This is a genomic window from Kitasatospora sp. NPDC088783, from assembly GCF_044750705.1.
Taxonomy (GTDB): Bacteria; Actinomycetota; Actinomycetes; order Streptomycetales; family Streptomycetaceae; genus Kitasatospora; species Kitasatospora fiedleri.
The window spans coordinates 1-22,728 of record NZ_JBIVKJ010000030.1; the positions used below are offsets into that span (position 1 = coordinate 1).

Below are 22,728 nucleotides of genomic sequence, written 5' to 3' on the forward strand. Positions count from 1 at the left end.
AGATACGCGCCGACCTCCACCTCGGCCTGCTCCAACTCGCCTGCAGCATCATCTGCCTACGGAAGCTCCGGACCTCATTTTGAAATGATCAGTAAGAACGGAACTGGCAGCACCCTGCCCGGCCACCGGTTTGGTGGCGCTCCACAGCACTCACGCTGCGAAGCGCCGCCAGGCTTCCCATGGGCCCAAGCACCACGGCACCCCTGGGCTGCGCGCGGCCACAGACCCGCCGCACCACAGCGGGAATCACTCATGCGAGGTAGACGGAAACCTCGCCGCGGTAAGGCCATGCGTTGCGGCAAGGGACTGGATGCTTACAGGCCAAACACGCTGGCTGCCGTCGTTCGATACCACCACCTTGACACCAGCCACCGGCCCGACGGTTGAGAGCCCTGTGCATCAGCGCATCACCGCGTTCGTATGACTGAGAAGCTGAGAAGTCGCGCCTGCGCTGTTGACGACTGCTTTCGAGGAGACAGGCAGTCCGGCCGAGATCACGCTGAACGTGGAGCGATCAGAGCGGCCCGGTCTAGTGTCCTGAGTCGTAGATTCGTCGTTGGTTGGGTGTGAGTCGTCCTGGTCCGAAGATTCCGCCGTTGTCGGTCACCGATGGCCAGCGGGAGGTGTTGCAGTCCTGGGTGCGTCGGCGTTCGACGGCCCAGGCACTGGCGTTGAGGTCACGGATCGTCCTGGAGTGCGCCGAGGGCCACTCGATCATGGAGGTCTCCCGGCGCCTGGGCCTCGCTGCGGACACGGTCCGCACCTGGCGACGACGCTTCCTGGACCGTGGCCTGGACGGCCTGGGCGACGAGCCCCGTCCAGGAGTCCCGCGGAAGATCACCGACGCGGACGTCGAGCGGGTCATCGTCAAAACACTCGAGGAGAAGCCGAGGAACGCCACCCACTGGTCGACGAGGTCGATGGCCGCGGCCACCGGCATGTCCCAGTCCGCGATCTCACGGATCTGGCGCGCGTTCGCCCTGGCCCCGCACCGCGCCGAGACGTTCAAGCTCAGCACCGACCCGTTGTTCATCGACAAGGTCCGCGACGTGGTCGGCCTCTACCTCGACCCGCCCGAACGCGCCCTGGTGCTGTGTGTGGACGAGAAGTCGCAGATCCAGGCCCTGGACCGCTCCCAGCCGGTGCTGCCGATGATGCCCGGGGTGCCCGAGCGCCGCAGCCACGACTACGTCCGCTCCGGCACCACCACGCTCTTCGCCGCACTCGACACCGCGACCGGCAAGGTCATCGGCTCACTCCACCGCCGCCACCGCACCGCCGAGTTCAAGGAGTTCCTGGCCAAGCTCGACCGGCAGGTCCCCGCAGACCTGGACGTCCACCTGATCCTGGACAACTACATCACCCACAAGGTCCCGGCGATCAAGACCTGGCTGGTCGCCCACCCCCGCTTCCACCTGCACTTCACCCCGACCGGATCCTCCTGGCTCAACCTGGTCGAGCGCTGGTTCGCCGAACTCACCCAGAAGAAGCTCCGCCGCGGCGTCCACCGCTCCGTCCACCGCTCCGTTCAGGCCCTCGAACGCGACATCCGCACCTGGCTCACCGACTGGAACGACCACCCCAGACCGTTCATCTGGACCAAGACCGCCGACGAAATCCTCGACAAGGTCGCCGCCTACTGCCACCGAATCTCCGACTCAGGTCACTAGGAGTTCGCGGACGTGCGGGTTGCGGCGGTGCGGCGCGGTCGCGGAGAGCATGGTGCGGAAGCGGTCGTCGGCCCGGCCTGACTGAACGTGCGGGAAGTCGTTCAGGGCGAGGTTCCAGCTCTGGACAGCTTCCTCCAGGCGCCCGGCTTCGAGCTGCCATTCGGCGAGCATCGCCCGGTGGCGGACCCTGGCCCGCCGGTAGACCGAGGGCCGGACCTTCTCGGAGTGCTGGAGTGCGCGGATGGCGCCTGCGCGGTCACCGAGCTCGTAGTTGACCTGGGCGACGTGGTACGCGAGCGAGGAGGGGTCGTAGGAGCCGTGGGCCTTGGCTTTGGACTCGGCCTGTTCCATGGCGACTTCGGCGGAGTGGAGCATGGCGAGTGCTCCGGCGCGGTCGCCGGTCTGGGCGAGGGCGTGGGCCTGCTGCCCGGCGAGGAAGGCCCGCATGCGGGGCCCGGCTTCGGGCGAGGCGACGGAGGCGGCGTCCGCGTACCGCAAGGCGGCCTGGCCGTGGCCGAGTTCGACGGCCTGGACGCTCATGCCCCGCAGGGTGGTGCAGTAGGTGAGGTGGTCGCCTGCCGCAAGGGCCAGTTCCAAGGCCTTGGTGTAGTAGCTCTGGCCGAGCAGGTCCAGGCGCTCGTCCACAGCCATGTAGCCGGTCAAGTAGAGGTGGTCGGCCGCGGCCGAGAGCATGGCCTTGCGGACCTCGTCGGTGGCGGTGGCCTTGAGGTACGGGGCGATGTTGTTGACCATAAACGCGGCGGCCATGGGGCGGGCGGTGCGGCCGCCGAACTGGTCGTCGAGTGCGCTGATCTTCTCCGTCATGGCGATGACGGACTCCACCTCGGCCATGCCGATGCGGGTGTGCGGGTCGGCCTTCAGCTTCTCGAGGCGGCCGATGTGGTCCGGCCAGCCGGGGACGGTGAGGGCGACCGAGTACAGGCCCGCCCCGAGCACACCCCTGCGCGATGGGTCCATGTCCATGCTCCCGAGGTCGATCAGTCCCGCCACCGTATCCGCAGGAGCGGGCTTGAACGTCGGGCTGATCGGCGAACCCGGCCTCGAACGCGGTGACCGGCCGCCTGAGGCGCCGGGCCAGAACCTCCAGCACCACTTTCTGATACTTCGTCATGGGCCGTGTACCGGCCAGCCAGTGCGAGACGGCGGACTCGTCGTACCGCAGCTTGAACCCCGCTTCGGTGCCGGCGCGGTTGACCGCGCGGGCGAACTCGCCGTTGCTTGACCACCGGCACTCGGCGACCAGCGCCGCCAGCTTGCCGTTGGGTGTCCGTTCGCGTGCCACCACTGCCCCCCGGCCGCAGGTTTCAAGGGTTTCAGACGCTCGGCACGTTCCTACCGTGTTCATGCCTGGCGCACACCTGTTGACTCGTAGTCAGGTCAGCCGGTGGTGCGACACACCGGCGGACCGGTCCCCGGCCGCCGGCTTTCCGGCGTGCGGTCCGCTGATCCCCCGTCCAGCGCCGAAGGGTTCCTCGCCATGCCCGTGCACGCTGCCTCTACCGCTCTGATCGGTGACCCCTCCTCGGTGCCGAAGGCCCGGCGCTGGGTGCAGCCCCAGGTCACCGGCTGGGGCGTCCGGCTGGACGACGCCACCCGCGATGCAATCGGGGTGATCACCTCCGAGCTGGCCACCAATGCGGTGCGGCACACCACCGCCACGATGATCACCCTCGGCGTGTACGTCCACCCCCATCTGCGGCGGCTGCTGGTCGAGGTCTACGACGGCTCCGCCGCCCTGCCCCGGCCCCGGCCGGTCGGCCCCGACCAGGCGTCCGGACGCGGCATGTTCCTGGTTGAGCGCCTGGCCGCCGCGCACGGCGCCGAGCTGACCGAGCGGGGCAAGAAGGTCTGGGTTGAGCTGAAGCTGCCCGAGCAGCCGTTGACCCACCGTCAGCTCCTGGCCCACCCCCGGCGGGCGGCCCGCGCGGTGGCCCGCCGCCTCGGTGGCCGTCGCCGCCCCCCGATACATCCCGCCGCGCTCGCCCCCGCGAGCTGAACCACCCCAGACTTCCCGCCCCGGGCGCCTGGGGCGGGACAGCCAGCACCCCACCCGGGGTTGCGGGCAGCACCCTCACGTTCCGCAGAGAGGACGATCCCATGAACGACCTGACCAACACCGTGGCCAACGGCGACGAGGACGACGTCGCACTGATCGAGATCGGCGACGCGGTCGCCCTCACCGAGGGCCAGGGCCAGGGCAGCAGCGAGGACAAGCGCCGCGCCTACAACAGCTGACCCACGCGGGGGTGCGGCCCGGCCCGGCAGCGGGCCCGTCCGCACCCCCGTCCGCCATCCACCCGGGAGGAATCCGTGATCTTCGGAGGGTTCAGCACCACCTCCACCACACACCCGCTGCCCGCCGGGGCCGTCCTGCTCGCGGCCGGCTCCACTGCCTGGCAGCTCGGTGGCGGCCCCGCCGTCGTGCGGGCAGCCGCGGGCGGGCACCGGCGCATCCTGGTGCTCGGCCCGTGCGGGGCGGGCGCGTTCGAGCTGTCGCTGCCGGCGGACACCGCCCCGCCCGCCGATGTCACCTGGCGCTGGCCCGGCGCCTACACCGTCATCGAGGAGACGGCCGCCACGGTGGTGGTGCACACCGACCCGGCCGCCGCCCGGCCCGTCTACGCCACCGCGTGGGGCGGCGGCTGGGCCTGGTCCACCTCCGCCCGGCTGCTGGCCTCCCTCGCCGGGGCAGGCATCGACACCGAGCGGCTGGCCTGCGCGGTGTTCGCACCGTCGGTGCCCGCCCTGGCTGCGGGCCGGACCTTCTTCGACGGAGTGCAGCAGCTTCCGCCGGGTTCCCAGGTCGAACTGCCCGCCCACGGAGGCGGCTTGAGGATCACCACCGCGTGGCGGCCGGACCCGGTGCCCGGCCGACTGCCCGACGTCCGGCTCCACGACGCGCTGGCCGCCTCGGTAGGCCTGCGGACCGCCTCCCCGGGTCTGTCGTCCGACCTGTCCGGCGGCCTGGACTCCACCAGCGTCACCGTGCTGGCCGCCACCGCCCTGCCTGCCGGCCGCCGGCTGAACGCGGTCACCGTCCACCCCGACGGCGATGTGGGCGGGGCCGACCTGCACCACGCCCGGCTGGCCGCCGCCCGCCACCCGCACCGGATCGCCCACCACCTGCTGCCACTGACTGACCGTCACCTGCCCTACAGTCGGATCACCGACATCGCCGTGACCGACGAACCTGCGCCCTCGACCCTCACCCACGCCCGCCTCACCGGCCAGCTGGAGTGGATGCGCGACGAACTGGGCACCCGCACCCACCTGACCGGCGACGGCGGCGACAGCATCCTGTTCCAGCCCCCGATCCACCTCGCCGACCTGATCCGCCACCGCCACCTGCGGCGGGCCGTCTCCGAGGCGTTCGGCTGGGCCCGCCTTCGGCACACCCCAGTCGGCCCGCTGCTGCGAGACGCCGCCCGCACCGCCCGCACCACCCGCCGCCAGGCCCTCACCGACCTGACCCGGGCGATCGGGGCGCCCGGGCGGGACGACCACGGCAAGGTGGCCTGGTTCCCACTCCTGCCGTTCCCCGACTGGGCCGAGCCAGGGGCCCGGAACCTACTGACCGCCGCCGCCAAACGGGCCGCCACCATGCCCGATCCGCTGCCGGGTCTGGACTTCGCGGTGCGGGCCGGGGTGGACGAGATCCGCGAGGTGGCCCGCACGGCCGCCGCCGCCGCCGAGCTGGCCGCCGCGGTCGGTGTTGAGCTGCACAACCCGTTCTTGGACCCGCTGGTGGTGGACGCGGTGCTGACCACCCCGCTTCAGCGGCGCCCGCCCTTGCATGCCTACAAGCCGCACCTGGCCCGCGCGATGACCGGGCTGCTGCCGCCGGAGACGGCCGCCCGGACCACCAAGGGAAGCTTCGACGCCGACCACTACACCGGCCTGCGGACCAACCAGGGCGACTTGGCCGCCCTCGCCGACGGCTACCTCGCCGCCCTTGGCCTCCTGCACCCTGGCCGCCTCCGCCAGCACCTGGCCCGGGCCGCCGCCGGCCTGCCGATGCCGCTGGCCACCTTGGAGCAGGCCCTGATGGCCGAAGCGTGGCTCACCGCCCACCACCGCAATCCCGCACCCGCCTGGAGCGCCGCCCCCGCCAGGAGTGAGCCCCGTGCCTGACCTCGATGTTCTCGCCCCGCCCGCCCACGTCCGGGCCGCCGACTTCGGGCACTTCCTGGTCCTCATCGACTACCGCACCGGCCACGTCCAGGGCCTGCTGCCCGCCGCCGCCACCCGCTTCCGCGACGCCGCCCGCAACGGCACCGCCCACCCCCTGGCCGGTCCGCTCGCCAACCAGCTGCTGGCCGCCGGACTCCTCGCCCCCGTCCCGGCCGCCACCTCCTGGCCGGTCATCACCGCCACCACCCGGGCCGCGAGCTGGGGCAGCACCGAGCACCCCGCCGGAACCGTCCGCCCCGCCCCCATCCCCGCCGGCAGCCTGCTCGCCGCCGCAGGCGCCCTGGCGGCGGTCGCCGCCGTCAAGGCGGCAGGCGAGCACAGCACCTCGATGCTCCGCGTCGTTCGCGCCGTCGAGCGGGCCACGTCAACCTGCCGCCGCCCGGCCACCCCCGATCAGGCGAAGGCCGCCGTCCTCGCCGTGCGGGCGGCCGGCTGGTACTCCCCGGCCCGCACCGCCTGCCTGGAGGAGTCCGCCGCCGCCGTGCTGCTGCTGGCCGCCCGCCGCCTCTCCGTCACCTGGTGCCATGGCATCGCCGCGGACCCCGTGCGGCTGCACGCCTGGGTGCAGACTGAGGACGGCACCCCGGTAGCCGAACTGCCCTCCACCCTCGCCTACACGCCCGTTCTCACCCTCGGAGCCCGCCATCACTGCTGAGCCGATCATCTGGGTCCGCGACGACACCTGCGGCCTCGGCCCCTACCGCGCCGACCTCGTGGGGACCTACTGGCGGTGGGAACAGGACCCCGCCCTGCTGGTGGGCTACGGCCGCCAGCAGCCCGAGCCGCTGGAGGCCCGTACCGAGGGCATCGCCCACCAGCTCCGCGGCTCCAACATCCGCTTCACCGTCTACGACCTCACCGGCGAGACGCCGGTCCCGGCCGGGGTCACCACCCTGCTGCCCGACAGCGCGGTCCGCACCGCTGAGTACGTCGTCATGCTCGCCCCCGAGGCCCGGGGCAAGGGCCTGGGCACCGCCGCCACCCGCCTGACCTTGGACTACGCCTTCCACATCACCAACCTGCGGATGGTCTGGCTCAAGGTCCTTGCCCCCAACAAGGCCGGCGTCCGCGCCTACGAGAAGGCCGGCTTCAAGGCCGCCGGGACCCTGCGCGAGGCCGGGTACTGGCTCGGCCAGGTCTGCGACGAGGTCATCATGGACGCCCTTGCCTCCGACTTCACCGGCTTCTCGGCAGTCGTCACGCTTGTGGACTGAAGCCGCCGCCCACGGGCTCTGCCGAAGATCCAGACCAGCGAGAGCCACACTTCAACAGCTGACGACCGGTGACAAGCGGCCGGATGTCACCGTGCAGGAGAGCGGCCAGCGCCTATGTTCAGCTGCCCGAGGTACGGGAGTTGAGAATGTTCTGGCTGAGCTGCTGCAGCCGTTGGGCGAGGTCTGCTGCCGGCAGAGAGATGTCCAGGGCGTGGCGGTGGATGAGGACGGACCCGACACGGGTCGGGACGTCATCGCTCTCGCCCAGGCAGACGAGGTGGCCTTCGTTGAGGCCGAAGCGGTTGCAGTAGGCCAGCATCTGGTAGAGGTTCGAAGTCGTCAGGCCGTACTGGTACTTGGCGTCCACGACGATCGCCGGCGCCGGTACCCCTGTGTCCGATGGCAGCAGGTGTACGAGATCGGGATAGATCGGATGGCGGCGCTGCTCGTCGAGGTAGTGGGTGCGTGGGTGCGCTTGGGCCACGCCGCCCACCAGGCGGGTGAAGTGCGCGCCCAGCGCGGCGACGAGGAAGTGCTCGAAGACGTCCTCCATCCGGACCAGCAGCCCCTCCGCCAGGACACGTGAGATGCCGTGCCCGTGGTCGTACTCGAAGGAGCAGCCGTCAAGGATGAGCTCCGCCAGGCGGATGGCGTGTGTGTACCGGACGTTGAGCCGGGTGCGCTTCCACTCGGGCCTTGAGGAGTTGCTGCGCAGGACGCTGACGCCGTCCAACTGGACGTCCAGGCTTCTGAGGCGACGGCGCAGGCCTGGGCCGAGGTCAAACGGAATGGCCGCCAGTCGGCGAACCGCGGTCCGCAGGAGCTGGTTATCGGCGATGTCGTGGGTGCGTTCGTGGTAGCCGATCTCCAGAGGCAGTGCCTGACCAGGGCGGCGGCGCAGCTGCGCCCCGGTGCGCAGCCGGCCCCGCAGTTCCATGGAGGTCGTTTCGATGTACTGATAGCCGGTCAGTACACCAGGGCGAAGGGCATGTTCGGCGGCTGTGGCGAAGCGGTAGGCAACGGCGGGGAACAGGCCTTCGCGGGCGGCTGCGTCCACGAGGTTGGGTTGCCATGTGCCGAGGGCGGGTGTGTAGGTCAGGAGGTACAGGAGGCGGTCGATGGGCATCTTCGGGGCGATGCGCAGTTGCACGCTGGCGGCGCCGGTGCCCAGGTGGACGGCGCCGATGGTGCGGCGGGCACGGATGTCCCAGCGGTTGCCGCCGGCAGGACGGATCTCCACGAGTTTGGGCTTGCTGCGGACAGTGTCGACCTGGGCGGTGGTGAGGACCCATGGGGTCCAGTCGTCGCCTTCGGTGATGTCGATGAGTGCGGTGCCGGGGTGCGGGCCGGGGCCGGGAATCATGCGTGTCCGGGTGCGCCGGGCACGGACGGTGAGGGGATGCCGGGCAAGGTGGTGCGTAGCGCGGCCAGGCCGTAGTGCGCCTCAACGTCCATGCCGGCGTCGGCCCAGTGGAGGTCTTGGAGAAGCGGCAGGATCTGGTAGGTCCAGACGCGCTCGAGGCCGTGAGGGGACTCGTAGAGGGCACGGTTCATGAGGAAGGCCGGGCCGATGCGGAACCCGGGGTCTTCCAATGCGGTCGCGGCGATGCGGTTGTTGAGCGCGTCCAGGAGCAGGCCGGCGTCTGGCGCCAGATCGCGCCACTGCAGCCAGCGGTGGAGGGAGTCCTTCACGGGGGCTTTCGCGGGGTGCATCTCGACGAACCAGAACCGGCGTCGCATCGCGGCGTCCATCAGCGCGATGGAGCGGTCCGCGGTGTTCATGGTGCCGATGATGATCAGGTTGGGCGGCATCCGGAAGGGTGTGTTCTTCTCGGAGCTGTACAGCAGGTTGATGTGCTCGGTGCGGTATTCGAGGAGGAAGTAGAGCTCACCGAAGACCTGGGCGAGGTTGGCCCGGTTGATCTCGTCGATGACCAGGACGAACGTCTCACGGGGACGCTCGTAGGCCTCGTCGGCGAGTTTCTTAAACGGTCCCTCGGTGAGGTCGAAGACGATGGTGGAGCCGGGGCTGGCGAGGTCCTTGGAGTTGTCGTCGCTGTCCTCGCGGGGGACGAGCGGGATCGCGCGGGGTCGGATCCCTTCCACGAAGTCCTCGTAGGAGTAGGCGGGGTGGAACTGCACGAGGCTCGTGTTCGCGGCCTTGCCGCCGGTCAGGTGGCGGGCGAGCGCGAGCGCGGTGTACGTCTTCCCGGTCCCGGGCGGCCCGTGAAGGATCAACTGGGGGCGCTGGCCGAGCAGATCGATGCAGGTCTGCAGCCATTGGGTGTCGTCCATGGTGAGCCTGTCGGCCAAAGCTGGTGTGGCCCGGGGGAGTTCATCTGCTTCGCCAAGCGCGACCGGCTCCTGGTCGGGGTCTTCTTCGAGCAGGAGTTCCAGGTCTCCGAGGAAGGGGGAGAGGTCGGCCACGATGGTGGAGGACTCGCTCAGGGGCCCTGAGAGGGCATCAAAGTTCTCAAGGTCGATGCTGTCGATGTCAGCCCAGACCACCGGCCGCTGCAGGATGCTGCCACCAGGGAGCGGGAGGGTCTCGTACCCGCCGGCGATGGTGCCCAAAAGCACCTGGGTCCCGTCTGTGGCGACGACGATGTCATCTTCACGCATGGTGTTGAGGAACGCGTCGACCGCAGCGGCGACCCGGGCACGACTGGCGGCGCTTGCACCGGCGTAGGCGGCTTCCACCCGGCTTGTGATCCCGCGGAAGGTCGGCTCGTCGTCGATGTTGGGAAGCCGGCTTGCGGTCAGGGTGCACACATCCTTGAGTCTCCAGCGGGCAGCCCTGGCAGATGGAACACGAGCGTTGTCCCGTACAAACCATGCCCTGCGCTGGGGTACGCCGCTGTCCGCCTCTGCGTGATCGGGCTCCTGAGAGGCAGATTCCGCCAGTTCCGGTAGATCGACCGGAGGGTTGTAGCGGTAGTCGGCGACGAGGTCCGCCCATTCGCCATACTCACGCTCGGTGAGGCCAAGAGGATCAACGGGGATGTTGCCGTTCGGATCCAGCACCAGGCGCCACCCTTCTGGGTGTGTGCCCTGAAGCCACTCCAGGAGGAAGTAGGGATCCAGGTGCACAAGCTCCGAGAGGTCGGTGATGCTGACCCAACCGCCGCGCTGCTCGAGCAGTTTGAGCAGCCGCTCCACCTCGTTGAAGGCCTCCCGGTTGTCCGACCAGTGCCGGTAGCGGCGGCCCGCTTCGGCAAAGAGAGTGTTGGCATCAGAGTGGGCTGCCAGGGCCATGAGGCCAGGGCGGGTGAGGGCCCAGGTGCGATTGTGCTTGCGCAGCCAGCCAGCCTTCACCAGAGTGATGCTCTCGTAGCGCAGCTTCACCGCCAGTGTGGTCTTGATGCCGGGGAACTCCCTGTCCCAGGACTCGGCAATGTGCGGCTCGCGTGCGTTGACGCCGGCCCACACCACACGAAAGGGCAAAGGCTCACTGGCCTCTTCCAGTACGGACATCGCGGCGCGGACCGCAGCGGCCGTCAGCTCAGTGGCCCGTCCCATACGTACTCCCCCTAGGATCCAGGTGTGCCTTAGCACGCCAGGCAGTGCAGGCGCACAGGCTAACCGAGCCCTGTGACAGAGGGCGCTCCGGGTACCAATTAATTGGAGAGGGGTGGTGGCAGGCTCGCCCACGCTCGAGACTCTGTCGGCCACGAGTGTCACCTCAGGATGAGGCAGGCATGCCCGGCCGGTAGTGCGGGAGGCGCGGGTGCACGCTGAGCCGCTGGTTGGGCAGAGCGAGTGCTGGAAGTCGTGGCTGCGTTGGCCTGCCGCGACAGCCGCAGCGCCGGTGCGTGCGCAAAGGGCGGCGAGGCCCCACCCGGCATGACTTCGGTTCCAGGGACAGCTGCTCTCCCCAGCGGAGGGGAGAGCAGCGATACGGACTGGTCCCACGGAGCGGTTCAGGCAGTCCACCGTGCCCGGCTCATCCCTGCGTGTGCGGGGAGAAGGAGCACCTGCAGCCAACGGCACTGTGGAACGGACCGTGCCACCCCCGCGTGTGCGGGGAAAAGCGACAAACTGTGGCCCTTCGATGAGAGGGCCACAGGCCACCGGGGGTTGCCCCACTGCTGCCAACTCCCTTCAGTACCTGTTTCTGATGGAGTACGAAGTGTTCGGCCCGGCTAGCAATCGAACGGACCCACAGGTCAGAAGGCACTGGTGAGACGGAAACGCTGTGGCGGCTGGTGATGATGGCGTGCGACTGTGATCGCCATGAACCTGATCGATCAAGCCCGGAGGCTGGCGGACAGCCGTTTCCCGGACGCGCTCGCCGTGATCCTGGCCGGTTCCGCGGCCTCGGGGCGTGCCACGGCGTCCAGCGATCTCGACATCGCGGTCCTGGTGGCGGATGGTGGTGAGACGTGCCGAGAGACGGTGCGCTTCGAGGGGCGTGTCGTCGAACTCTTCGTCCATACTCAGGCGGGTCTCGCGGACCTTTTCGCCGCCGATGCCGCGTCTCGCCGCGCGGTGATCCAGAACATGTACGCCGCTGGCCTTGTGCTGGTCGACCCGCACGGCAATGGGGCCCGTGCCCGCGCCCGCGCTGGGGCCGACCTGGTCGCGGGCCCGCCAGCCCTCGGGGTGGAGGCGGTGGAGACGAGGAGGTACGGGCTGACGGACCTGTTGGCCGATCTGGCGGACACACGGGACCGGGTCGAACGCCTGGCTGTGGCCGGGGCCGTCCTGGGGGCGGCGGCCGATCTGCTCTGTGACCACCGCCGTGCATGGATCGGCGCTGGCAAGTGGTTTCCACGGCGACTGTTGGAAGCCGATGATGAGCTCGGGGCTGCACTGCTGGAGGGCCACCGCTGCCTGTGCGAATCCGGCGATCAGGCTCTCCTGGTTGGCTCCGCCGAGCGAGTGCTCGACCTGGTCGGCGGGCCACTATCCGACGGCTATCGGCGGGCCTGGCAAGGCATCATCGAGTCGACTGCCGGACGCTGAACATCAGCCAGCCCATCGCCGGCTGGGCTGGTCACATCATCGGCCAGGTGCTGGCCGTGGGGTGGGCGAATCCGCTGACGAGGCGTCAGTGGTCGTGGAAGAGTGGATCGGGCCGGGGTTCGCGGGCGGCTGGGACCTGTTGTCCATGGGGGGTCAGTCGCGGTGCGTTTCGCTGGGTGGCGGCTGACCTTTGCGGCGGGACTGCCTCTGGGTGAGGCGCCTGGTCATCAGGGTGATCGCCGCCCAGGTGATGAGCGACTCGGAGTGCTGGACGAGGCGTTCGTAGTCGCGGGCGTGTCGGCGGGCGTGCATCACCCAGGCGTGCGAGCGCTCGACCACCCAACGGCGGGGCAGGACGACGAACCCCTTGGCGTCCTTGGGCCGGTTCACCGTCTTGATGGTGAGGTTCAGGTACTTCTTCGCCCAGGTGACGAGCTGTCCGGCGTAGGCGGAGTCGGCCCAGACGATGGTGATCTCCGGGTGCATCAGCCGCAGCCGGAACAGGACTTCTTTGGCCGCGTCGCGGTCGGTCATGTCGGCGGGGGTGACCATGACGAACAGCGGCAGGCCCTTGGTGTCCACGACCAGGTGGCGCTTGCGTCCGTTGATCTTCTTGGCCGCGTCGTAGCCGCGCGAGTCGTGGCCAACGGTCTCGGCGGCCTTCACGGACTGCGAGTCGATGATCGTGGCGACCGCGCCGGGAGCGCGGCCCATCTGCTGGCGGACCTGCTGGCGGAGCTGGTCGCGGATCTGTCCGATGACGCCGGCCGCGGCCCAGCGGGCCATGAAGCCGTAGGCCGTGCGCCAGGGCGGGAAGTCCTTGGGTAGCGCGCGCCACTTGCAGCCCGTGTCGACGACGTAGCGGATCGCGTCCACGATCTCGCGTCGCGGGTGCATCCCGGGCCGACCGCCGGTGCGGGTTTCGCAGGCCGGGGTGGGCAGCAGGGGTTCGATCAGGGCCCACTCGTCGTCGTAGGTGTCCGAGGGGTAGCAGCGGCGCCGGGCCACCAGGTCACCTTCCCCTCACGTCGGAGTCGGGGCCGGCCGCGAAGCGGCCGGCCCCGACCGGTCAGGCGTTGCTGTAGTCGGCGATCACATCGAGCGTCGACTCGACCGAGTTGAGCTGGGTGTTCAGGTGCTTGATCCACCTTCCCTTCGGCTGCAGGACGGCGTGCGGGGCGACCACGGAGGTGATGAAGCGGCGGATCTCGGTGAGCTTCTCCCGGATCACCGCGACCTCGTAGGCCTGCAGCTCTTCCGGATCCGAGCAGAACTTGTAGCCGTCTGCCCTGGTCCAGATCAGCGGCGGCCAGCCGCGCTCGGCGATGATGTCGCGCAGGCAGGCCAGGCCCGAGCGGACCTGGCTCGGACTCAGAGCCGAGGCCCGGGCCAACTGCGGGAACAGCAAGCCAGCCGGGCGGGCCTCGAAGAGCACGAAGCGCACCGTGTCGGCGTGGCGCTCGGCGGCGGGCGATCTGCGCCGCGAGGCGCGGGGCATCGCCTACTCGCCCTGCAGCAGGCGGGCCAGCTCGCCGTCGACGTCCACCTTGCCGGTGTCCACCGCGGTCTCGATCCAGTCCAAAGTCGCCCGGCAGGCGGCGACCCGCTCGTGGACGATCGCCTTCTCGTCCGCGCTGAGCTGCCGGTCGCGCAGACCGGGCACTGCCCGGCCGGCCGCGGCGACGAACGCGTGGCAGGCCGTGACCAGGTCCAGGAACTCCAACGACCGGTCGATTCTGCGGATCGCCGGCGCGACGGGGCTGGTCTGCTCGAACTGCTCGCGGGCCTGCCGTCCGCGCTCGACCTGGGCGGAATTGACCTGGTGGCGGGCGGTGTCGTCCGACATCGCCCGAAAGGCCACGTCCGGGCGCCTCAGTAGGCCGGTGGTCACCACGGCGGCCACCTGCTCGTCGCGGGTCAGCTCCTGGACGACCTTCACCCTGTCGGCCTGGGTGACCTTCGCGACCACCGCCAGCCGGCGCAGGAACTCCGGCGCGACCGCGGCGGCGACCTGGTCGTCGCGGGTCAGCTCCTCGACCACCCGCACCTTGTCCTCCGCCTTGACCTGCGCGACCACGTCCGGGCGCCGCAGCAGGTCCCCGGTCACCACCGCGGCGACCTCCTCGTCCTGGGCCAGGGAGTGGATCGCGCTGACCTTCTCCTGCGGGGTGACCGGCTTGGTGACCTGCCAGCCGACCCGCCGGTTCGCCTCGTCCGGAGTCCAGCGGGCCTTGCCCTTGGGTGGGGTGAGGATCGCGGCGAACCGCTCTTCCTCGTCCTCGATCCGCGCCAGGATCCGGTGGACCGTGAACGACACGCCGTCCTGCCGGTGCTCCTTGGGCCACCTCGAGGCCACCCAGCGCAGGGTCGACACCGTCTTGTAGGCCAGGCCGATGTCCTCCGCCAGGCGGAACACCGACTCCTTGACCGTGAAGAGCCCCTCGCTCCGCTCTCCCTGGGCGTACTGCTCGCGCATCGGCTCGATCTCCAACGCGCCATCGCCGATCATGAACTGGCCCTTTCCTTGGGCCTCCACGACTTTGCGCAGATCAGCCACGATCTGCTCGTAGCGGCTGTTGCTGACGCTGCCGACCTTGTCAGCGGTCTCGATCTCTTCGGGCATGGGACTCTCACCACCAACCCGCGGACCGGGCACGGCTGTTGACCGTGACGGGACGGGCCCGCTTTCGCGAAGCAGAGTCGACCCGAAAATGTGGTGATCACAATAATCACCTTGTGAATGATCGGAGTTGACCGACGTTGATCCGATTATCCGTTCGTGCTGCGGTCACTGTGACCGTTCGCCGAACGCTTCGTTCCGGGCCCGCCAGGCCCTCGTCACGCACCGCCGCGAGCAGTACTGGGCATTCAAACGGCGGTCCACGCCGGCCACCCACCACTCGCCGCACATCGGGCACTCGACCCGGCCGACGCCGCTGATCTCGGCCGCCACCCGCTTGCGCAGTTGGCCGTCCACCCGCCACTGCCTGGCCCGACACGCTGCCGAGCAGTACACCGCGCCGGGGCGCGCTGCCGGCCTCAGCCAGGAACCGCAACCCCTGCACATTCGTTCGCCGACCCGCCCGGCGTCCTCGGACACCCAGCCAGGCTAGGACGCCAGGCTACCCAAAACCGGGGTTCAGACACAGGTACTCAGCATGAGGCGCCAGCCTCGCGAGGAGCCCGCACTCACCCTCCCAAGCCACGGCGACTCGTTCGACCATTAACGCGGCGCCAGCAGGGGAACGCAGTCCACGGCGATAGCCCCCGTGCCCAGACCGAGAAGGTTCAGCTGGTCCAGGTCTTGATCTGGGCCGCAACCTCGCGCACCGATAGTCCGTCGCGGGCGGCCCGAGCCAGCGGGAGCACGGTGTCGAGGCCGGGGCTGACCGGCAGCCCGCACGCGGTCAGGTACGCGGCGGTCACGGTGGCCGCGAACAGCAGGTTGCGGACCTCTAGGCTCGGCTGCCGCGCCAGTTCGCACAGCAGTGCGGCGGCTTTGTGGTGCGGCTCGGGGTAGACCTCCTGCCCGAGGATCTCCGCGCGGTGCCGGGCATCGGCGGCGATTGGCACGCCGTAGTCGACGACCTGGGATCGCCTGGGATCTGCTGCGCCACCGCCAGGATCCACGCGAGGTCGACCTTCAGGTTCACGCGGCGTCCCTCGGCGCGTCCTTCGGCAGCCCGTCCGGGAGACCGGGTACCGGTCCTCTCCGAACTCGGCCTCGAACCGCTCCGCGTAGGAGGCCAGGAAGCCGGCGGCGCCGGCCATGAACGCCGCCCGGGACTCGTTCACGTCCTGCTCGATCAGATCGGCGACGTACCCCTGCAGGCTCAGCCCGCGCCGCTTCGCCCGCTCCTCGGCCGCCGCCCGCACGGCTTCGTCCAGCCGGATGTTGGCCTGCTTACCCATAGCCCCCAGCAGAGCTAGCAGGAGATACCGGCGACTAGCAGCTTGTGGAGAGTCATCCGGCCAACCCAATGAAGGAACGCCGCTCCGTCCCAGCCCTTCCGACGTTCACCCGATCTCGTTACATAATCCCACCCGCGTTCTGTACCCGACAGCTAGACTGGCGTTACACCTGATAGGTGGGCGCCTAACGTGGCAACCGCCCCACCCTGCCGTTCCGTGGGGGTCCGTTTTCGCTGTGCTTGGAGTCGTCCGGTGTCTGCTTCGCGTTCGTCCCACGCCGCCGCTGGTCCATCGGGCCCGATTGATACGGGCCACGGCCCGGACGCGGCTGCGGCCGGGGCGGCTGCGGCCGGGGCGGCTGCGGGTCTAGTGCTGCCCGGCCCCACCGATCCGGTCTGGCACGCGGTCCCCGCAAACCTGGTCCAGGCTCTGGCGATGCCCGCCTACCAGCTGACCAACCCACTGCGCGGCCACCTGGCCACACCGGCCGGCCGGAAACTGAAAGCCGCCCTGTCCGCCGCGGTCCGCGGCCGGATCACCGGCCCGCACTGGACCACGCTGCTGACCACCCCGCGATCCGCGTTCGGCGGCCCGACCAGTGGCCGGGCCGAGCAGGCCTACAGCTCCCTGGAAGCGGTGGTGACGGACTACCTGCAGCCTGCCCTGGCCGCCGTCGCAGCAGCTCAGTTCGCCGCCGGGCTCGAACTTGCCGCCTCCGCACCCAGCCCGGCCGCAGCAGACACCCCCGCACCCACTGCGACGGCCACCCCGGCCGCCGCTGCACCCAATAGCGAAGCGGACCGTCTGGCCGAGGCCGTCCACGACGTCGTCGAACACAGGGCGATCCTGTGTGTCACCGGCCCGGCACCCACCCAGGCGATCGCAACCGCCAGCCAGCGGCAGGAACTGCCCACCGTCTGGCTCCGGCCGCACCCGGCCAAAGACCGAGCAGGCCTGATCCGCGCCTTCTATGCCGGACTCGGTCTCGACCACTACCGCCCCCAACCCCGCGCACTGAACACAGCAGTGGAGCTGATCGCCACCGAACTCCAGCGCCGCCCGCGCCTGGTGATCGTGCCCGACGCCGAGCAACTGCCCACCGCGGCACTGCAACAGCTCTACAGCCTGTGGTCCACCACGGCACCGGACCGCATCCCCCTCATCCTCGCGGGCCAGGACCGCCTCCACACAGTCCTGGCACGCCCCGGACTCGCCAGCCTGAAATCCTGCGTCTTCATCTGGCACCGCATCCCCTCCGCCCCCGCGCAGGACTCCACTGCGGTCCCGCCCGATTCGGCGGCCGTTCCGCCGTCTTCCTCTCCGCTCGCCGCAGTCGCGTCGGGCCCGGATCTTCAGGACGCTTCTGTGCCTGTCTCCTCGCCGTCCACGCCAGCCTCTGATGCCCAGGGCTTCGCCCAGGCCGCCGTGTCCGCTCCCGCTCCCGCGGCCGCGGCCGCCGCCGTCGCGTCGCCCGGCCCGGTTCCGCTCGCCGCGCCCTCCCTCGTCCCGGCCGCTGCCTCCGCACCATCGGCCGTGCCCGCCGCACCATCGGCCGGTGCCGTGCCCGCGCCGGCCGGAGAAGCGGCAACGGCCGTTCCCGTTCCGGTCGCTCCCACTACTCCGGCTACGTTGCATGAGGCGCGTGCGGCTCTCCCGCACCTGATCAAGGCCGCCTCCTCAGGCACGGTGACTCCGCTCGCACGCGGAACTGACCACGCGGTGCTCACCGCCCCCGCGACAGCTACCGGCCTTGGCTGGGACCTGACCGGCGCGGACATCCACGGCACCGCGGACGCCCGCAAGAAGCTCGGCGACCTGATCCAGGCCGCCGCTCTCGGCCGTCCGCAGGTCCTGCGCCGTCATGTCACCCCAGTCGCGGTGCTACTCCCGGCCACCGGGGCCGGTGTCCCGCGCCCGCCCGCCGACTTCACCACCCCGTCCGCCACTGACCAGGCTGCCGTTCCGGCTGCCGCCGTGCCGCCTGTGCCCGCCCCCTTTCCCGCCCCCGCCCCCGCTCCCGCCGTCGTCGCGGAGCCGGTGCCCGCCTCGGCTGCCGTCCCGGCCGTCCTGGCCGTGCCGCCCGCCGCTCCCGCGCCCGCCTCCGCCGCTGCGGCGCCCGCTGCCGCCCCGGGTCCCGCCGTGCCCGCCCCGGACCTCGCGGCCGTGCCCCCCGACTCCGTCGTCCCGGCCGCCGTCGCCGCTGCGCCCGCGTCGGCCTCCGCCTCCGCCGGGGCCGCGCCGTCTGCCACCACCGCTGCCGCGCCCGCTGCTGTGCCGAGTGTGTCTCGTCGGTTGGCGCCGTTCGCTCAAGCGTTGGATCTCCTCCTCACTCCTCACCACCCCCACACCCCCGACCCGGACACCGCCACCGCCGCCACGTCCGACGGCCCCCACCCACTCCCAGGTCTGCGGACCGGTCTCCGCGCGCTGGACGAGGCCCTGGGGGGCCTGCAGCCGGGCCGCTTCTATCTCGTCGCGGCCCCACCCGGGCTGGGCTCCAGCCTCCTGGCGGCGACCGCCGCCCGCCTGACCGCTCTCGAGCACCACCAGCCGGTCCTGTACGCCGCTTCCGGGCTGTCCCGCGCGGACGTCGCCGCGAGGATCACCGCCGCGCACCTGCCCGTGGACTACCGCCGACTGCGCGCCGGCCGCCTGAACCCCACCGAACAGCAGGATGTCGCAGCGCTGCAGCACGAGCTGGCCGCCGCCCCCCTGTACATCGACGACGGCACCGACCTGACCGCGGCCGCGATCGCCGAGAGCGCCGAAGACCTGCCCGGCCTGGCCCTGGTGGTGGTGGACCGCTTCCAGAGCGCCGATGACCCGCGCCTGCCGCTGTCCGGCCCGCGCCTGACCGACGCCGCCCAAGCGTTGGCCCACCTGGCCCGGACCCGCAACCTCCCGCTCCTGGCCGCGGTCGACACCACCGACCCCGACCACCTGGCCGCCCTCGGCCTGGACATCACCATCACCCTGGCCCCCTACACCGGCCGCTACGGCCGCGAAGGCGACCTCGACGCCCGCATCACCGAGCGGGACTTCGGCACCCTGGCCACCATCGCCCTGCACGCCGACCTCGCCCACGCCCGCATCACCGACTACACCGACCCCTACGAGCAGATCCCCGCTCCCGACCCCGACCGGATCCGCGCCGCCCGCAGCATCACCAGCCCCGCCGACCCGGACCCGGCCGGTACAGCCCCCGCCATCCCGGTACACAACCCCGCCGCCGACCCGGCCCCGTCCACCGCCGAGCAGCCCGCACCGGCCGCCGCCGTGCCCGGTCCCGCCACCGACCCCGCGACCGCCAGCCCCGGTGCGCCCGTCGTCGCGCAGCTGCCCGCCGAGCCGCACACCCCCGGCGCATGGCCCGCCAACCTGACCCCGACCGGCACCGCGCCGGCACAGCCGGTCGCCCCCGGTACAACTCCCCAGCCCGCCGCCGACCCGGCTGCCGAGCAGCCGCCCGCCGCCGGGGCCGGTGCTGCTGCGCCCGAACAGCCGGTGGCCGAGGGCCGGTTGGCCCCGTCCACCGCCGAGGCCTTCGCGTCCACGTCGGCCGCGGCACGCAAGCCGCCCACCCCGACCCCCGCCAACACCGGCGGCGGCTACGCGGGCCGGGACTACTCCTACTTCACCGGCATGATCACCCGCGCGGTCGACCAAGCGCTTGTCAGTCTTCTCTCTAGTTGCAACAATGATGCCGCTCTGACCAGGTGTGCTTGAGGTAGCCAACAAACTTAAAGCTGCCCATTGGTATGCCTATTGAGCTGTAGTGGTATTGCTATTGAGTATGTTGACCTCTGGCGGATAGTCGCTCTGACCTGGGATGTTTTAGTTACGCGGCGAATGTTGTAACTAGATGGATAACTACCCGGTGAGAGTATCGGGCGATGCCCTCTGGAGTGATCTTGAGGGGGTGCGATGTGGGCAGGTCGAGGCGGTGTCAGTGTTGGCGGCGGGGGCTGTGGGCAGAGTGTCGTGTTGCATGAGCTGACGACGACATCCAGGCTGCCGCCCTCGCCTGAAGCCTCGTCGGGATCAGGGCTCGATGTTGATGCCGTAGTCGGTGGCCAGGCCCGCCAGGCCGCTGTCGTAGCCCTGGGCAACGGCGCGTGCTTTCCAGCCTGGTCCGTGGCGGTAGAGCTCAACGGCGACCACGACCGTCTCGCCCGCGTCGTGGGCGGGCGGCTCGAAGCGCAGGAGCACACCTGAGATTTGGGTGATGTCCGCCCTCCAGGTGGTGCGCTGGTCGAGGACGGCGGTGGGTTGCGCTTCGAGGTCGACGCTCACCACCACAGCGACCGTGCGGACATCGTCAGGGATGCGGCCGAGGTCAGCGGTGATGGTGTCGCAGCTGGAACTGACGCCGTCCTGGTGGGGGTGGTTGTAGAAGACGAGGTCGTGGTCGGTCCGGACCTTGCCGTCGCCGGTGAGGAGAAGTGCAGAAACATCGACCGGAGCGCCAACGGTCGTGACGCGTACCGCTGTTGTCTCGGTAGGTAGGGGCGCGTTGCCGCCCTTGGCCAACAGCAGCGGCACGAGGCCCTTCCCGTCAGGGGATGGTGCGGTGAGGTCGGTGGTGACGGGGCCAGCGGGGGAGTGGGCCGGGGGCGTGCCGGTGCGGGTGAGGCCAGCGAGGGCGCGCTGCAGGAGCGGCCAGCCTTCGGCTTCCGTGCCGGGCCAAGGCCACCGTAGCCGCTGGGTGCCGAACTGCTTGGTGGTGGGCGGCTGTCCGAGTGCCTCCTGGAGTTGAACGTAGCGCAGGCTCTCGATGGCCAGCCGCTGCAACTCCCACTGCCGGCGGATCTCCTCCGGGTCCTGGGCCGCTGGCCAGGTGCTTTTGGGGATGGGCTCGCCACCGAGCGCTTGGTACACCCGGCGGGCGAAGTCGTGGCCGTCGCTGGCCAGCAGGCGGGCGGGCCGCTTCTGCTCGGACGGCGCGGGCTCGCCGATCGCGGTGTAGAGCGCCCCGAGGTCACCGCCGGTCCACTGGTTGGCGGCGGTCATCGCGAACCGGGAGAACTGGATGAGCGTGGGCGGGCGCCCCTTGAGGGCGACGTGGCGGTGGTACTGGTGGGCGACCTCCTCCAGTTCGCGGCGCCACCGCTGCTGCAAGTAGGTGTTGAGGTAGCGTTCGGCCCAGGCACGGCGGTGCCGGGTGACGATGTCCCTCACGTGCTCGAAGCCATCGCGGCGCGAGCCATGGCCCATGCTGAACGTGACGCTCACGAGGCCGTCCTCGGAGACGACCGGAACACTCCTGCCCTCCGAGATCGATTCCGGATCTCCCAACTGCTGCTCGGCGGAGCGCAGTTCCTCGAAGAGGGAAGCGTCGACGGGGCAGCCGGCCGTGCGCAGCTCGGTCAGCTCACGGTCGTAGTAGCCGGCGGCGTCGGACAGGGTGGTGCGGGAGTACGGGCCCTCGCACACGAACCACGCGGTCAGTCCGATGCCATGCCAGAACCCGGCCGCTGCACCGAGAACCTGGGTCATCGTGTGGTGCGGGCGGGGGTTGCTGACGATGCTTCCGGGGTGCTGCTTCAGCATCACCGTCTCCCACAGCCGCCCTACCTGCTCCAGGACCATGGGCGGCAGAGCCTGCAGGTACAGCTGAGGGATCCGGTCCTCTCCGGGCGAGGACAGGTCCATCACTTCCTCATCGAGCAGGCCCCACAACGAGGGCATCCCCTTCGCCTGGCGGGCGTGTACCTGGTCGAAACCCGCCCACCAGTCGCGCAGCACGGACACCCGCTCCTCGATGGGAGAGACGGCGGCGCTCGTGCCGAGGAACGCCGCGAGCATCGCCTGGACCTCGTCCTCGCCGATGCCCGTCTCAGCCGCCACCTCGGCCGCCTGGGAGGACATGCCCACATACAGGCGCGCCTCGGGCAGGGCGGTGATGACCTCCTCGTCCGGGTGCGGCGGGGCCTGGAGGTAGTCGAGTACAGCCAGCCAGTCACCCGCGAAATGAGCGGAGACCACCGGCTGCAGTGCGCGGGTGAGGACCCGCCGCGCCAGCGGCGTGCCCTTCTTCGCCTTCGCCGCGAACCCTGCCGTCAACTGCTGCAGCCGCTGCATCCGGTGACGGGCCACCAGCTGTTCGAGATCGGCCGCAGCTAGCGCTTCCAGCAGGTCCAGACGGGCCTGCTGCTGCCCTCTGCGGTCGAGAGCGTGCCAGCCGCCGCCGAACCGGAAGACCTCCAGCGCACCGGAAGCGATGCCCAGCAGCCGGTAGCGGTCCTCGATCGCCGCCCACACCTGCCGCTGCTCCTCACGCGTACCGGCCGGCCCCGCCGCCCGCACCCGAACCGGCTCCATCAGCGTCTCAAACAAGGGCACCAGCAGCGCCCACAGCAGCACCACATCCCCGCCCTCGGCGACGGTGAGGCGGGCCGTGTCACCAGCGGCCACCGTCAGTGCGTGGGCCGGACGGTGGCGCAGCAGATGTGGCAGGTTGACCACCCCTGCCTTCAGCGAGAGCTGCTGCGGCAGATACCACGCGCCGCGCCGCTGCTGCTCCTGAACTCCGAACACCTCCGCGCACAGGGCGCTCTCCGTGCGGGTGAGAGCCGCGGCCTTGGCGGTGTCCGGGACACGAGCCCCCTTGCCGACAGTGACGGCGGCCACCGGCCGGCCCTCGAGCGAGGCGGCCAGCAACCGGGCCGTGAGCGCGTCGACGTCGGTGAAGCGCTGCTGCCGGCCGGCCGCCGCCTCCACGCGAAGTGCTACCTCAGGGTGGGCATCCGCAGCCG

The 22,728-nt window shown here is 70.6% G+C and carries 17 protein-coding genes; 8 read left to right on the forward strand and 9 right to left on the reverse strand.

What is annotated here, in order from left to right; all coding sequences use genetic code 11:
• The first annotated feature begins 560 nt into the window (after positions 1-560).
• Entirely contained in the window at positions 561-1,670 is a 1,110-nt protein-coding gene (locus ACIP60_RS37280) for an IS630 family transposase (RefSeq protein WP_400693772.1), read from the forward strand.
• On the opposite strand, the gene ACIP60_RS37285 is transcribed toward ACIP60_RS37280, so the two are convergent.
• Positions 1,659-2,648, reverse strand: coding sequence for a tetratricopeptide repeat protein (locus ACIP60_RS37285; protein WP_400693775.1), 990 nt, complete (start codon positions 2,646-2,648; stop codon positions 1,659-1,661). The two genes, ACIP60_RS37280 and ACIP60_RS37285, sit on opposite strands and share 12 nt — an antisense overlap.
• Before the next feature lie 520 nt (positions 2,649-3,168).
• Between ACIP60_RS37285 and ACIP60_RS37290 the strand changes: the two genes are divergently transcribed.
• The 5 genes from ACIP60_RS37290 (at position 3,169) to ACIP60_RS37310 (ending at position 7,096) form a co-directional block, all read left to right on the forward strand.
• Positions 3,169-3,687 (forward strand): ATP-binding protein, encoded by a 519-nt coding sequence (locus tag ACIP60_RS37290; RefSeq protein ID WP_400693776.1) that lies wholly within the window; start codon positions 3,169-3,171, stop codon positions 3,685-3,687.
• A 101-nt stretch (positions 3,688-3,788) separates the two neighbouring features.
• Positions 3,789-3,926 (forward strand): albusnodin family lasso peptide, encoded by a 138-nt coding sequence (locus ACIP60_RS37295; RefSeq protein ID WP_400693778.1) that lies wholly within the window; start codon positions 3,789-3,791, stop codon positions 3,924-3,926.
• Between the two features lie 75 nt (positions 3,927-4,001).
• Positions 4,002-5,822: an albusnodin/ikarugamycin family macrolactam cyclase gene (locus tag ACIP60_RS37300; RefSeq protein WP_400693780.1), complete on the forward strand. Its 1,821-nt coding sequence runs from the start codon at positions 4,002-4,004 to the stop codon at positions 5,820-5,822.
• Entirely contained in the window at positions 5,815-6,537 is a 723-nt protein-coding gene (locus ACIP60_RS37305; RefSeq protein ID WP_400693784.1) for a lasso peptide biosynthesis B2 protein, read from the forward strand. The genes ACIP60_RS37300 and ACIP60_RS37305 overlap by 8 nt, the downstream gene beginning before the upstream one ends.
• A 7-nt stretch (positions 6,538-6,544) precedes the next feature.
• Complete coding sequence (locus ACIP60_RS37310; protein WP_400693874.1) at positions 6,545-7,096, forward strand: GNAT family N-acetyltransferase; 552 nt, start codon at positions 6,545-6,547, stop codon at positions 7,094-7,096.
• A gap of 118 nt (positions 7,097-7,214) precedes the next feature.
• Here ACIP60_RS37310 and ACIP60_RS37315 read toward each other — a convergent pair whose 3' ends face one another.
• Complete coding sequence (locus tag ACIP60_RS37315; RefSeq protein ID WP_400693787.1) at positions 7,215-8,459, reverse strand: McrC family protein; 1,245 nt, start codon at positions 8,457-8,459, stop codon at positions 7,215-7,217.
• Complete coding sequence (locus ACIP60_RS37320; protein WP_400693790.1) at positions 8,456-10,615, reverse strand: McrB family protein; 2,160 nt, start codon at positions 10,613-10,615, stop codon at positions 8,456-8,458. The genes ACIP60_RS37315 and ACIP60_RS37320 overlap by 4 nt, the downstream gene beginning before the upstream one ends.
• Positions 10,616-11,329: 714 nt before the next feature.
• Here ACIP60_RS37320 and ACIP60_RS37325 point away from each other — a divergent pair.
• Positions 11,330-12,061, forward strand: a complete 732-nt coding sequence (locus ACIP60_RS37325) for a nucleotidyltransferase domain-containing protein (RefSeq protein ID WP_400693792.1) — start codon at positions 11,330-11,332, stop codon at positions 12,059-12,061.
• Between the two features lie 153 nt (positions 12,062-12,214).
• Here ACIP60_RS37325 and ACIP60_RS37330 read toward each other — a convergent pair whose 3' ends face one another.
• The 5 genes from ACIP60_RS37330 to ACIP60_RS37350 all read right to left on the reverse strand — a co-directional run bounded on the left by ACIP60_RS37330 (position 12,215) and on the right by ACIP60_RS37350 (position 15,973).
• Complete coding sequence (locus ACIP60_RS37330; protein ID WP_400693795.1) at positions 12,215-13,069, reverse strand: IS5 family transposase; 855 nt, start codon at positions 13,067-13,069, stop codon at positions 12,215-12,217.
• Positions 13,070-13,130: 61 nt separating this feature from the next.
• Positions 13,131-13,559, reverse strand: coding sequence for a RacP protein (locus tag ACIP60_RS37335; RefSeq protein ID WP_400693798.1), 429 nt, complete (start codon positions 13,557-13,559; stop codon positions 13,131-13,133).
• Positions 13,560-13,562: 3 nt separating this feature from the next.
• Positions 13,563-14,684, reverse strand: a complete 1,122-nt coding sequence (locus tag ACIP60_RS37340; RefSeq protein WP_400693800.1) for a DUF6192 family protein — start codon at positions 14,682-14,684, stop codon at positions 13,563-13,565.
• Positions 14,685-14,849: 165 nt separating this feature from the next.
• Entirely contained in the window at positions 14,850-15,038 is a 189-nt protein-coding gene (locus ACIP60_RS37345) for a hypothetical protein (RefSeq protein ID WP_400693802.1), read from the reverse strand.
• 311 nt (positions 15,039-15,349) lie between these two features.
• Positions 15,350-15,973 (reverse strand): hypothetical protein, encoded by a 624-nt coding sequence (locus tag ACIP60_RS37350; RefSeq protein ID WP_400693805.1) that lies wholly within the window; start codon positions 15,971-15,973, stop codon positions 15,350-15,352.
• A 435-nt stretch (positions 15,974-16,408) separates the two neighbouring features.
• On the opposite strand from ACIP60_RS37350, the gene ACIP60_RS37355 reads away from it, so the two are divergent.
• On the forward strand, positions 16,409-19,699 hold the full coding sequence (locus ACIP60_RS37355; protein ID WP_400693808.1) for a DnaB-like helicase C-terminal domain-containing protein: 3,291 nt from the start codon (positions 16,409-16,411) through the stop codon (positions 19,697-19,699).
• A gap of 315 nt (positions 19,700-20,014) precedes the next feature.
• Here ACIP60_RS37355 and ACIP60_RS37360 read toward each other — a convergent pair whose 3' ends face one another.
• Entirely contained in the window at positions 20,015-22,693 is a 2,679-nt protein-coding gene (locus ACIP60_RS37360; protein WP_400693811.1) for a TerD family protein, read from the reverse strand.
• Positions 22,694-22,728 lie beyond the last annotated feature (35 nt).

Bases quoted from the DNA above. Each gene is read 5' to 3' on its own strand.
- ACIP60_RS37325 (WP_400693792.1), top strand. From the start codon at position 11,330: ATGAACCTGATCGATCAAGCCCGGAGGCTGGCGGACAGCCGTTTCCCG.
- ACIP60_RS37350 (WP_400693805.1), bottom strand. From the start codon at position 15,973: ATGGGTAAGCAGGCCAACATCCGGCTGGACGAAGCCGTGCGGGCGGCG.
- ACIP60_RS37340 (WP_400693800.1), bottom strand. From the start codon at position 14,684: ATGCCCGAAGAGATCGAGACCGCTGACAAGGTCGGCAGCGTCAGCAAC.
- ACIP60_RS37290 (WP_400693776.1), top strand. From the start codon at position 3,169: ATGCCCGTGCACGCTGCCTCTACCGCTCTGATCGGTGACCCCTCCTCG.
- ACIP60_RS37295 (WP_400693778.1), top strand. From the start codon at position 3,789: ATGAACGACCTGACCAACACCGTGGCCAACGGCGACGAGGACGACGTC.
- ACIP60_RS37335 (WP_400693798.1), bottom strand. From the start codon at position 13,559: ATGCCCCGCGCCTCGCGGCGCAGATCGCCCGCCGCCGAGCGCCACGCC.
- ACIP60_RS37285 (WP_400693775.1), bottom strand. From the start codon at position 2,648: ATGGACCCATCGCGCAGGGGTGTGCTCGGGGCGGGCCTGTACTCGGTC.
- ACIP60_RS37355 (WP_400693808.1), top strand. From the start codon at position 16,409: ATGCCCGCCTACCAGCTGACCAACCCACTGCGCGGCCACCTGGCCACA.
- ACIP60_RS37315 (WP_400693787.1), bottom strand. From the start codon at position 8,459: ATGATTCCCGGCCCCGGCCCGCACCCCGGCACCGCACTCATCGACATC.
- ACIP60_RS37320 (WP_400693790.1), bottom strand. From the start codon at position 10,615: ATGGGACGGGCCACTGAGCTGACGGCCGCTGCGGTCCGCGCCGCGATG.